Here is a 12,501-nt window from a genome sequence, read left to right on the forward strand (position 1 = left end):
ACACCTGCTTTAATACTGTTTCATCTTTGAACGTATACGCGGATCAAAAAACGCATACAAGATGTCAATTAATAGGTTAATTAATGAAATGGTTATGGCAATATAGACAACGCCGCCCATGATGGCAGGTATATCGGGAATAAATTGTTTGTCAACAATATAGCTTCCGATCCCGCTGATGTTAAATACCTTTTCTGTTACAGCCGCGCCGCCAAGCATTCCCCCAAACATTAAGCCGATGACCGTAATAACCGGAATCATTGCATTTGTCACAGCATGCTTCCACAGTACCTGGGCTTGTGTAAGACCTTTTGATTTGGCAGTTAAAATATAATCCTCATTAATAACTTCTAGTGTCGAGGAGCGAGTCATCCTTGCAATGGAAGCAGTTAGGCCTGTACCCAATACAACCGCCGGCATAATAATAGAAAGGATGTCCTGCGGGCTATAGGTTGCAGGGAGCCATTGCAATTTAATTGAAAAATTAAGAATGAAAATAAGGCCCTGCCAAAAGTTAGGAATCGATAATCCTATTAAGGCAATAAACATAAAGGTATAATCAAAAAATGAATTCTGTTTCGTTGCTGATACGATTCCAATGGGTATGGCAATGACAACAGCCATAGCCAATGAGATGATGGCCAGGATGAACGTAATCGGAAACTTCCTTGCAATACTTGAAGCGACTTCCTCATTGCCTGAGAAGGATGACCCAAGATCGAAGGTGAAAATCCCTTTTATTGTATTCCAAAGTTGGGTTAAATAAGGCTGATCAAGCCCGTATAAATGATTAAAGGCTGCAATCTGTTCTTTTGTTGCTGTTTCTCCAAGGATGTTTGCTGCAGGATCAAATGGAGAAATGTATAAAATAGTGAAAACAAAAAAGGCAACACCTAAAATAACAAATAAACTCATGAAAATTCTTTCAAAAATATATTTAATATATGGATTACTGTATAGTAGAATTAGAAGATACATAGGCAATCCAGGCAAAAACGACAGAGCTAAAAATTTAGGAGTATTAATGAGCGATTGAAAGACTGTTTCAAAGGTAATTCTTTTTTCACCGCGCTGCTCTAATATAGTATTTACTTTTTCCTGCAGCACATTTTGAAACTGCTCTTCCGCCCACTGTTTTGCCAATTTATCAATCTCGTTATCACTTGATTTTTGTCCGAAAAAGGCTTCTTTTTTCAAGATTTGTTCTTTGTATTGAAATTTCAAGTCTTCTTTATATCCAGCAGCAAGCAAAGTATGCTTTGTCTCTTCTAAAATAGAAGAGCAGGCATCCTTATTTCTCTTGTTTAAATAGATAAAATAAATAACAAGCTGAACGGGCAAGCCAAGAATGATGGTAAGCCATTTATAGACTGGATGCGGCTGCATCTTACTATATGTTCGGCTAATTAGTTCGGAAAATTTCAAATTTCCTCTTTTGCTATTTGGTTCTATTCTTTTAGCAGCCTCCACTATGTAACCGTAACCTCCTCTCTTAGGATGAATGAAGTTAAATTGCATTATTCCGATCGATATAGTATATTTTAATTCTAGTAGAATAGAAAAGTCAATATAACTGAAATAATATTATTGGCAGGTGTAGTTAACTTGAAACCTATTTTAAAAGTAAAAGATCTGCGTGTATCTTTTCTTTCAAACGATAAAGAATTCGAAGCTGTTCGCGGCGTTAGTTTTGAATTAAATAAAGGAGAAACACTGGGGATTGTAGGTGAGTCCGGGAGCGGAAAAAGCGTGACCGCCCGATCTATTATGAGACTTCTTCCATCACCGCCATCGTTTGTGAAAGATGGGGAAATTACTTTTCTAGGAGAAGATCTGGCGAGTAAATCAGAAAAGGAAATGGAAGGCATCCGCGGCCGGGAAATCGGGATGATCTTTCAGGATCCGATGACTTCACTTAACCCAACGATCAGGATAGGCAGGCAAATTGCTGAAAGTCTGGTTAAGCATCAAAAGCTATCAAAGAAGGAAGCTAAAGAGAAGGCAATTGAATTGCTCAAATTAGTAGGCATCCGCAACAGTGAAGAGCGCTATACACAATATCCTCATGAATTTTCCGGGGGGATGCGGCAGCGGGTTATGATTGCTATCGCACTTGCCTGCCGTCCGACACTATTGATTGCTGATGAACCGACAACTGCTCTGGATGTAACCATTCAGGCACAGATACTGAACTTAATGAAGGATATGCAGGACCGCTTTGGCACTTCCATCATCCTTATTACACATGATCTGGGTGTTGTGGCAGGAATGTGTGACCGTGTTGTGGTTATGAAGCAGGGTGAGATTGTTGAAACTGGGACAACGGAGGAGATATTTGAAAATCCAAAGCATCCTTATACATTAAAGCTCTTAAATGCGCTGCCTCGACTGAATGAAAAGAAAAAAACAAAGCCTGCACCGCTCATATTAACAGGGGTTGATAAAGATAAACCGCTGCTTGATGTACGCTCCCTGAGACAATATTTTGATCTGGGGAAAGGGAATATTCTTAAGGCAGTTGATAATATCAGCTTTCAGATTAAGCCGGGGGAGACCCTTGGACTTGTCGGGGAATCAGGGTCAGGAAAGTCAACAACTGGGAGAGCTATTTTGCGTCTCCACGAACCAACAGGGGGAGAGGTTTTATTCCAGGGTATACCTGTTAATCGCCTAAATCCAAATGAGATGAAAATTATGCGCAAGTCCATGCAAATGATTTTCCAGGATCCTTATGCTTCGCTCAATCCGCGTTTTAAGGTTTTAGATATTATTGGACAGGCGCTCGATATTCATAAGCTAACAGGCACCAAAGCAGAGCGGCAAAAGAGGGTAGAGGAGCTGTTGGATATGGTTGGCCTTGAGCCCTCGCACGCCTTGAGATACCCCCATGAATTCTCAGGCGGACAGCGTCAGCGGATTGGCATTGCGCGCGCACTGGCGGTTGAACCTAAATTCATTGTCTGCGATGAGCCGCTTTCCGCCCTGGATGTTTCTATTCAATCCCAAGTTGTTAAGCTTTTGGAGGATCTGCAGCATCGGCTTGGTCTGACCTATTTATTTATCGCACATGACCTATCCATGGTAAAGCATATCAGTGACCGTGTGGCGGTTATGTTTGCAGGAAAAATTGTTGAGCTAGCTGAAAGTGAAGAGCTCTATGCAAATCCGCAGCATGAATATACGAAAAAGCTGCTTTCAGCTATTCCGATTCCAGATCCGAAAATTGAAGCAAAGAAAAAAAGAGTATTAATGGAAGAACAGACCGATGAAGATAAATATCAATTAAGTCAATCCGAGCTTGTTGAAGTTTCAGATGGCCACTGGGTTTCCAGACCGAAAGTGACAATGAGAGTATAATATTTCGTCATGCCGTTTCCATTAAGGGACGGCTTTTTATATGGAAAAAGTACAGGAAAACAAGACTGGCTATAATATTTTTAAACAAAGCAATAAGTTTGTATTATAATAGAATCCGTCCTTAAAAACATTGAAGGGAAAACGAACTAGAAAGTGGTGACATGAATGAATAAATGTTTTTCGTCTATGACGATGTTTTCCTCTGTTCAATGGCTATTTTTTATTTTTGCTAATACCGTAATGATTCCAATTTCCGTGGCAAACGCATTTCAGCTTCCCGCCGATACGATGGCAATGATGCTGAAAATGTCGCTGATTTTTACTGGTATGGCTTGTATTTTTCAAGGATGGCTTGGCCATAAGTTCCCGTTAATGGAAGGCCATTCGGGGCTGCTTTGGGGACTTATTCTAAATTTAGGTCTGTCCGCACCGTCTTTAGGTATGAGCTATACAGCGGTTGGCGGGGGTATTGCAACGGGGATATTGCTGGCCTGTCTGGTTACGATAATCCTTGCGGCATTTAATGGAGTTTCACTATTACAGTCCATTTTTAGTCCGATGGTTATGTCGGTCTATTTATTTTTATTAACCTTTCAGTTAGTACTAATTTTTTTCAAAGGCATGATGAAAGTGAATGAGCAGGGGACCATCGATGTTCCTGTAAGCTTGTTTTCCATTGTCCTTGTGATTTTTGTCAGCCTGCTGAAGCTTAAAGGTAATGCGGTGATCAGTAACTTTTCCATATTAATAGGTTTGATTATTGGCTGGATTGTTTATGATTTGTTGTTTTTCAGCCCAGCAAATCAAACAGCGCAAGCAGCAGACATATCTTTCAGTCTATTTCCATTAGGTTCACCCAATCTAGAATGGGGGATTGTCGCTATAGCCTTTTTTGCTGGAATGATGAACTTGAGCAATACCATTGCATCTATTAGTGCTGCTGAAAACCTTTATAAAAAGAAAGTGTCCCAGAAGCAGTATAGAAATTCGATTTTTATTACAAGTATTTTTTCGGTTTTTGGGACGGGCTTTGGTCTTGTTCAATATACGCCATTTACTTCATCTATAGGTTTTTTGCAAAGCACAAGAATTTTGGAAAAGAAGCCATTTATCATCGGCGGGGGGCTTCTGACCATTATTGGGTTTATACCGGCACTGGGCTCCTTTTTAGCTGAAATGCCTCTTACTGTAGGAAATGCTGTTCTTTTTGTTGCTTATTTGCAGCTATTTGGCACGGCTTTTGGCAGCCTTAATGGAAAGGTATTTAATTCTAATACTATTTTTCGTTTAGCCGCTCCAGTATTAATTGGCATCTGCTTAATGAATATGAACCCATCTTTATTTAAAAGCTTGCCTGTTCTCATTCAGCCGTTTATCTCTAATGGATTAATCATGGGTGTGCTTATTTCGATCATTTTAGAAAAGACCATCAATTGGTCGGCATTTGAACAGCAATTTGAACTAAAGAATAGCTAAAAAAATCCCCGCTGTCCTATTATCGACAGTGGGGATTTTTTAATAAATTATTCACCTTTTAGCAAGCGAACGCTTTCGTCAAATTCTTTTTCAATTTCAGGGTTTGGACGATAGGTAGCTAAGCTCACGATATAAGCAAGTATTAGGTTTATTGCAAATCCAGGTACGATTTCATATAAAGTGTCGCCTAGGCCAATGTTCTTCCAGATGATTACTGTAAGTGCACCAGCAATCATTCCGACAAGGGCACCCCACTGAGTAATCTTCTTCCAATACAAGCTTAGAAGGATGATTGGACCAAATGCAGCGCCAAAGCCTGCCCAAGCATAAGCAACAAGTCCAAGGATGGTATCGTTTTGCTCCCATGCAAGAACGGAGGCAATAATAGCAACCGCTAATACAGCCATACGGCCAAAGAATACATATTCTTTATCAGTTGCATTTTTTCGGAGTAAAACTTTATACAAATCTTCTGTTAATGCACTTGATGTAACAATTAATTGTGAAGAAATGGTGCTCATAACGGCTGCTAGTACAGCAGCAAGTAAAAATCCGGCAAATAGCGGATGGAAGAATATCTGACCTAATGTTAAGAATACAGCCTCAGGATTATCAAGTGTGTATTGAGAATTATTGTGGAAAAATGCGATTCCAATAAAAGCAGTCATAATGGTTCCAATTAAAGAGAAGACCATCCAGCCAATCCCGATACGGCGTGCGCTCTTAGTTTCTTTAACAGATGTAATAGCCATAAAACGGACGATGATATGAGGCTGTCCAAAGTAGCCAAGTCCCCAGGCTAAAGCAGAAATGATTCCAAAAAATGTTGTTCCTTTGAATAAGTCGAGCATTTTCGGATCGATTTCACGGATTGTATCAAACGTGCCGCTAAATCCGCCAGTCTGTGAAAGTCCTAATATTGGAACAAGAAGAAGGGCAACTAGCATCATTAGGCCTTGGAGAAAGTCGGTATAACTAACAGCAAGGAACCCGCCGAATAATGTATAAGCAACGACTACGCCACCAACAAGGAAAAGACCTGTGTGGTAACTGTAGCCAAAGGAGCTTTCAAAAAAGACAGCGCCTGCTACCATTCCGGAAGAAACGTAAAAAGTAAAGAACACTAGAATAACGATTCCGGATACAATTCTCAATAATTTTGTATTATCCTTAAAACGATTTTCAAGATAGCCTGGTATAGTAATTGAATCGTTTGCTACCTGCGTGTAGGTGCGCAATCTTGGTGCAACTAGAAGCCAGTTTAAGTAAGCTCCTGCTGTAAGACCGATTGCAATCCATGCATCAGCTAAACCGGTTACATAAATACCGCCAGGCAACCCCATTAATAGCCATCCACTCATATCTGCCGCACCTGCGCTTAGTGCTGTTACCGCAGGGCCAAGTGAGCGGCCGCCAAGCATATAATCAGTTAAGTTGCTGGTTTTGCGATATGAGTACCAGCCGATAAAAATCATAATAGCCATATAAACACCAATGGCAACCAGCTGAAGTCCTGTATCTGTCATTGACAAACCTCCAAATCATATTTTTAAAAATTACTATATTGCAAAAATCTATTATAAGTTTAACATTATTCGACAAAAATTTCGATTCTTAAATTTTTCAAAAATATATTGACAACATAGTATATATTGGCAGTTTTCAGTATTATAAAAGAGAAATAAAAAAAGAATGCTTTCTATTATATAGAAAGCATTCTTTTTAAGTCATGATTATGAATCAAACGACTCCTTGTGAAATCATTGCATCAGCAACACGAAGGAAGCCAGCGATGTTTGACCCGATAACAAGATTACCTGGATAGCCGTATTCTTCGGCAGCTTTAACACTGTTTCGGTAAATATTGGTCATGATCTCATGTAACTTCTCATCTACTTCTTCGAAAGACCAGCCGATTCTAGCGCTGTTTTGTGCCATTTCTAAAGCAGAAACAGCTACACCGCCAGCATTAGCTGCTTTAGCTGGTGCAAATAGGACATCACTCTTTAGGAATACATCAATTGCTTCTAAAGAGGAAGGCATGTTTGCTCCTTCACCAACAGCTTTTACTCCGTTCTCGACAAGAACCTTAGCTGAGCACTCGTCAATTTCATTTTGAGTGGCGCATGGCAGGGCGATGTCACAAGGAATTGACCAAATGCCAGTGCAGCCTTCCACATATTGGGCATGTGGATGTTCGTTCACATATTCTTTAATACGCTTTCCTTCAACTTCTTTTAAGCGTTTCACTGTATCTAAATTAATTCCGCTTTCATCATAAATATATCCGTTTGAATCGCTGCAGGCTACAACCTTAGCACCTAGCTCCTGTGCTTTTTGGATGGCATAAATAGCCACATTTCCTGAACCAGATACAACAACTGTGCTTCCGTTAAAGCTATAACCCTTATCTGCAAGCATATCTTTTACAAAATAAACAAGTCCATAGCCTGTTGCTTCTGTACGAGCTAGGCTTCCGCCGAAGCTTATATTTTTTCCTGTTAATACTCCAGCCTCATAAGCACCTTTTAATCGCTTATATTGTCCGAACATATAGCCAATTTCTCTTGCGCCAACGCCGATATCTCCAGCTGGAACATCGACATCTGGCCCGATGTGTTTGCATAGTTCAGTCATAAAACTTTGGGTAAAACGCATGATTTCATTATCTGACTTTCCTTTAGGATCAAAGTCAGATCCACCCTTAGCACCGCCGATTGGCTGGCCTGTTAAAGAGTTTTTGAAGATTTGTTCAAAGCCGAGGAATTTTACAATGCTGGTACTTACTGTAGGATGGAAGCGGAGGCCACCTTTATAAGGACCAAGAGTACTGCTGTATTGGACACGGAATCCGCGGTTTATCTGTACATTACCGTTATCGTCTGTCCATGGTACTCGGAAGGTAATAACTCTTTCAGGTTCCACAATTCTTTCAAGAATGTTATGTTCCATATATTTTGGATGTTTTGAGAATACAGGAATTAAAGAGTCGAAGATTTCTTCTACAGCCTGATGGAATTCAGCTTCATAAGGGTTTCTTTTCTTTACCTTTTCAAAAACTGTATTTACATAATCAACGGCTGCTTTTGTTTCGTTCTTTTTCACTTCCTCTAAAGTTTGCATAACTATCAAGTCCCTTCTGTATATGAATGTATGAAAAAACAAGTGGAAAAATAAAAATATTACAACTTTCAATAAAGTGATTGTATTTATCGTTAATTGAATTTTATAATGAAAAAATAATCTTAACAATATGAATTATAGATGAAATCAATGCCACAATGAGATAGATTGGGTAGGTGACTGAATTGGAGCTAAGGCAAATTCAATATTTCATGGAAGTAGCAAAGAGGGAACATGTAACGGAAGCCGCTGATGCGCTTCATGTTGCGCAATCTGCAGTGAGCAGGCAAATTTTTAATTTAGAAGCGGAATTAGGGGTGGATCTTTTTTTTCGGGAGGGAAGAAATGTCCGGCTGACTCCAATCGGAAAAGTTTTTTTGGAATATATGGAAGAGGCCATGACTGTTATTGAAAATGCAAAACGAGAAGTTGATGAATATTTAGATCCTGATAAAGGGACGATTCGAATCGGATTCCCAAGCAGTCTGGCTGCCTACACATTGCCTACTGCTATTTCAGGCTTCCGCCAACAGCATCCAGATGTGAAATACCAGCTGAAGCAGGGCTCTTACCATTATTTAATTGAGGGGGTAAAAAGAGGAGATATTGATATGGCCCTCCTTGGTCCTGTTCCAAAGGATGAAAAAAACCTAAAAGGAACCATTTTATTTACTGAAAAAATGGTGGTTCTCCTGCCGGTCAATCATCCGCTGGCTAATAAGAAATCATTAAAATTAAGCGAACTTCGAGATGATTCTTTTATCCTCTTTCCAACTGGATTCATCCTGCGTGAAATCACCGTTAATGCCTGTATGCAGCAAGGATTCCAGCCAAATGTAACATTTGAAGGGGAGGATATTGATGCGATCAAAGGTCTTGTATCGGCTGGGTTGGGTGTGACACTTATTCCAGAGATTACACTGATTGACAGTTTGCCGCGGCATACGGTGAAAGTATCCTCTATTGAACCACAAGTAACAAGAACGGTTGGCGTAATTATTCCAACAGAACGGGAAATGCTTCCGACAGCAAGGATTTTTTATGATTTCCTAACCCACTTCTTTAATATGCTGGGTAATTTTCAAAAATAATTATTATTTAATAATATGGCTCTGTTAATTTTGTCCGTTGATTTCCTCTCCAGGCGCTTCGCTTTCCGAGGGGCGTTTTGCGAGCCTCCTCGTCGCTTGCGCTTTTGCGGGGTCTCGCTTCAACGCTGATCCCCCAGGAGTCTACGCGCCTGCAGCGAAGATCAACTAAGTGGTTAAATGAACATTATGCTTTAACACAGCCAATAATATATTAATACAATAATACAAAAACACGATGGACATGATTAGGCCATCGTGTTTTTGTGTTTATTCAAATCCCTTAATAGATAGTTTTTTTACGGGCAGGAATTCTTCTCCGGTATTCAAGAAGGTAACTGTGACATGATCCCCTTCTTTTAAATAAATAGAAAGTGGGCTGTTTTCGGATGAGACAATATAATTTTCCATGTTATCTAAGAGAAAGGAGACTAATGTATATTCTCCATATTTTTCTTTATAAACCCGCAGGACAGTGCCGCTTGTTTGTTTTTCTTCGGCTTTTGAGGTGCCGTCAACAGTTCCGCCGCCTTTTTGCAAAGCTGTTTTATATTGTTTTAATGCTTCATTCGGTGTATTGCCGTAAACGGAGATTTCCGGATTAGCCGCAGAAACAATAAAGTAGTTTTGCAGGAAACCGTTGGAATCAAGAACAGCTGTGAGCCAGCTTGCTTCTCCATAGAAGTTGTATAAGATTGGCATTTCGCCTTCCCATTTCTTTTCAATGAATTTCTTTTCGATGATTTGTAATGCTCCCTGAGAATCCATATACGATTCTTCAAGATTACCGGTATAGTATATTGCTTCACCTGTTCTTGAATTTGTTAAAGAATAGCCGAGCATGGAGTCCACTCCTTCTTTCGGACTCGTGAAATCAGTGAAATAATACATGACCCCTTTTTCGTCAAATATTGGGCTTACATTGGATTCGGTTCCTTCATCAGAAGGGAGTTTGACATCTCTCTTGCCGAACTTGCTGTTCCAGAATCCGTGGATATAATTTCCAAAGTAACTGTTCTGCAGGCTTACGGCCTCAGGAGAGACTGCTCCATCAATGAATTCAGGAACTTTGGCTAAGGGGTATTGCTTTGTGTCTCCGTTTTTCGGATCCACTGCGACAATTCCTTTCATTTCAAATCCATTCCTGGCAGAAACAAAGCTGCCGTAGGTTCTAATGTAATATGGCTTTCCATTATCATCAATTTCGAGCTGCACATCGCCATAAAAAATTTCCTCTGGATACTGCATGCGGATGTGGCGCTCGATGTTTTTATTAAAGTATGAGGATGGTGTATAGACCATATCGGCTTTGATAAATTTAGGATTCGCTGTGGAGTCTGTTGCACTGATTGTAAAATAGCCTGGAGTACTTTTTCCGTTCAGCCATTTGAAAAAACCAGAAAACTCAACAGGGGCAATATAAACATATTTTCCATCTACTTTTTGGATTTGTAATCTTCCAAGCTCGTAATAGCTTGTATTGGGAACTTGTCCAAAGGACTTTTTCATTTTATTCCGAGCAAATTTAGGTGGAACACTTGCTGGCGTCTCGCTTTCACTAAACACTTCAATTTCTGTTTCCACTTTCATTTTTGCCATCTCATATTTATCATCAGCATTAAACAGGAAAGCAGTCATAAAGTATACACCTAAAAGGAGACTGGCAAAAAATAACACTCCCTTAATTAATCGTTCTTTCCCTGAGGAGAGAAGCGAACCCAAAAGGGTTATAAAGATGGCGAAAATCCATAAGGAACTTAGGTTTCTGTCAAAACTTGTAACATAGTAGAACAAAAACACGCTAGCAACAATCAAAATAATAAGAGAGATTAGTGCAGCTGGAGTAAGGCGCTTGCTTTCTTCTTTTGAATTTGAAAAGGGAATTAAAAGTAAAGAAGCTGATAAGCCAGCTATGAGTGAAAAAATAATAATGTTTCCCATTCGAACATCCCCTTCGATAAAGTTAGTGCTATGCTTACGTTTTAAATGGAGAAAGGTTTCCTTTCGAACAATAGATATATCTGATCGACAACTAAATATTTCAGAATATTCCATAATATTAATGGTATTCAAGTATATTATATTTTTTCGAAAAGTCGAATTCCTTTATTGCGCAAAAGCAATAAAAATGGTATCTTTATTGCTAAATAACTAAAAAGTCGTAAAAAACTTCCTTTTTCGACATTTATCGCGGTACTAAAAAGCTTTAAAGCACTAAACTAGAATTTGTAGTTTCGTGTCTCAAATTATTCCGATATAGTTAGGGGGTTTTATTATGAAAAGTAAAGTTTTCAAATTAATTGAAGACAATTATGATTTAATGGTTGAAATTCGCAGGGATTTGCATATGAACCCGGAGCTTTCTTTTACGGAAGTGCGTACACCAAAGAAAATTGCTGATTTTCATAAGGAACTAGGTTTAGAGGTTAGAACTGGAGTAGGCGGCAGAGGCGTTGTTTCCACGTTAAAAGGCGGGAAACCAGGTAAGACTGTTGCACTAAGAGCTGATTTTGATGCATTGCCAATTCAGGATGAGAAGGAAACTGAATATAAGTCAAAAGTTGATGGTGTCATGCATGCTTGCGGACATGACGCACATACGGCTGCTTTATTGGGTTTGGCAAAAGCGCTGGCAAGTGTCAAGGACGAGATTGCAGGTAACATTGTCTTCATTCACCAGCATGCAGAAGAGGTGATTCCTGGCGGAGCGATTGCCATGATAGAAGATGGCTGTCTGGAAAATGTGGATGTAATCTTCGGTACCCATGTGAGATCAACAGTTCCTTATGGGAAAATTGCCTATCGAAGCGGAGCGACCATGGCTGCGCCTGATAAGTTCCGGATTAAGGTGATTGGAAAAGGCGGACATGGGGCATACCCGCATGAAACGGTTGATGCATTAGTTGCTGGAACCCAAATCGTGAATAGCTTGCAGACGATTGTCAGCCGGAGAATTAATCCATTGGAATCAGCGGTTGTAACGGTTGGATCTTTTCATGCAGGCAATGCTTTCAATGTCATCGCAGACACGGCTGTTATTGAAGGAACGGTTCGGACCTTTGATGAGTCAGTAAGAACAAAAATTGAAGAAGAAATTGGCAGGGTGGCCAATGGGGTGTGTGCGTCAGCAGGAGGCTCTTGTGAATATACCTATACACGCGGCTATCCATCGTTATGGAACCATCCTGAGGAGACGCAAATGGTTGTGGAAGCTGCAAAGGCTGTGGCAGCTCCTGAAGATATTATTGAAATCAATCCGATCATGGGCGGAGAGGACTTTGCTTATTATTTGCAGCATGTTCCAGGGGCATTTTTCTATTCATGTGCAGGGAATGAAGAAAAAGGTGCCAAATACCCTCACCATCATCCGAAATTTGATATCGATGAAAGAGCTATGCTGGTTGGGGCAAAAACAATGGCAAGTGTGACGTTGGATTACTTGAATAAATAGAATAAT

Annotated in this window: 8 protein-coding genes; 4 read left to right on the forward strand and 4 right to left on the reverse strand. The window is 39.9% G+C overall.

Annotated features, from left to right (window positions below; genetic code table 11):
• Positions 1 to 9: 9 nt before the first annotated feature.
• Entirely contained in the window at positions 10 to 1,386 is a 1,377-nt protein-coding gene (locus tag AC1Q59_RS09855; RefSeq protein WP_492365741.1) for an ABC transporter permease, read from the reverse strand.
• 219 nt (positions 1,387 to 1,605) lie between these two features.
• Here AC1Q59_RS09855 and AC1Q59_RS09860 point away from each other — a divergent pair, with 219 nt between their 5' ends.
• The gene (locus AC1Q59_RS09860) at positions 1,606 to 3,357 is read left to right on the forward strand and encodes an ABC transporter ATP-binding protein (protein ID WP_492365641.1); all 1,752 of its coding nucleotides are present in this window, start codon (positions 1,606 to 1,608) and stop codon (positions 3,355 to 3,357) included.
• Between the two features lie 165 nt (positions 3,358 to 3,522).
• Positions 3,523 to 4,833, forward strand: coding sequence for a uracil/xanthine transporter (locus AC1Q59_RS09865; RefSeq protein WP_492365642.1), 1,311 nt, complete (start codon positions 3,523 to 3,525; stop codon positions 4,831 to 4,833).
• 47 nt (positions 4,834 to 4,880) lie between these two features.
• On the opposite strand, the gene putP is transcribed toward AC1Q59_RS09865, so the two are convergent.
• Entirely contained in the window at positions 4,881 to 6,359 is a 1,479-nt protein-coding gene (putP, locus tag AC1Q59_RS09870) for a sodium/proline symporter PutP (RefSeq protein WP_492365643.1), read from the reverse strand.
• 214 nt (positions 6,360 to 6,573) lie between these two features.
• Positions 6,574 to 7,956: an NADP-specific glutamate dehydrogenase gene (gdhA, locus tag AC1Q59_RS09875; RefSeq protein WP_492365644.1), complete on the reverse strand. Its 1,383-nt coding sequence runs from the start codon at positions 7,954 to 7,956 to the stop codon at positions 6,574 to 6,576.
• Between the two features lie 185 nt (positions 7,957 to 8,141).
• Here gdhA and gltC point away from each other — a divergent pair, with 185 nt between their 5' ends.
• Positions 8,142 to 9,047 carry a glutamate biosynthesis transcriptional regulator GltC gene (gene gltC, locus AC1Q59_RS09880; RefSeq protein ID WP_492365645.1) on the forward strand — a complete coding sequence of 302 codons (906 nt, stop codon included), beginning with the start codon at positions 8,142 to 8,144 and terminating at the stop codon, positions 9,045 to 9,047.
• A gap of 267 nt (positions 9,048 to 9,314) precedes the next feature.
• Here gltC and AC1Q59_RS09885 read toward each other — a convergent pair whose 3' ends face one another.
• The gene (locus AC1Q59_RS09885) at positions 9,315 to 10,985 is read right to left on the reverse strand and encodes a DMT family transporter (protein WP_492365646.1); all 1,671 of its coding nucleotides are present in this window, start codon (positions 10,983 to 10,985) and stop codon (positions 9,315 to 9,317) included.
• A 334-nt stretch (positions 10,986 to 11,319) separates the two neighbouring features.
• Between AC1Q59_RS09885 and AC1Q59_RS09890 the strand changes: the two genes are divergently transcribed.
• Positions 11,320 to 12,495, forward strand: coding sequence for a M20 family metallopeptidase (locus AC1Q59_RS09890; RefSeq protein WP_492365647.1), 1,176 nt, complete (start codon positions 11,320 to 11,322; stop codon positions 12,493 to 12,495).
• The last annotated feature ends 6 nt before the right edge of the window (positions 12,496 to 12,501 follow it).

The organism is Cytobacillus sp. MT66 (genome assembly GCF_058792595.1).

Coding starts and splice junctions, on each gene's coding strand:
- AC1Q59_RS09855 (WP_492365741.1), bottom strand. CDS start 1,386: ATGCAGCCGCATCCAGTCTATAAATGGCTTACCATCATTCTTGGCTTG.
- AC1Q59_RS09865 (WP_492365642.1), top strand. CDS start 3,523: ATGAATAAATGTTTTTCGTCTATGACGATGTTTTCCTCTGTTCAATGG.
- putP (WP_492365643.1), bottom strand. CDS start 6,359: ATGACAGATACAGGACTTCAGCTGGTTGCCATTGGTGTTTATATGGCT.
- gdhA (WP_492365644.1), bottom strand. CDS start 7,956: ATGCAAACTTTAGAGGAAGTGAAAAAGAACGAAACAAAAGCAGCCGTT.
- AC1Q59_RS09885 (WP_492365646.1), bottom strand. CDS start 10,985: ATGGGAAACATTATTATTTTTTCACTCATAGCTGGCTTATCAGCTTCT.
- AC1Q59_RS09890 (WP_492365647.1), top strand. CDS start 11,320: ATGAAAAGTAAAGTTTTCAAATTAATTGAAGACAATTATGATTTAATG.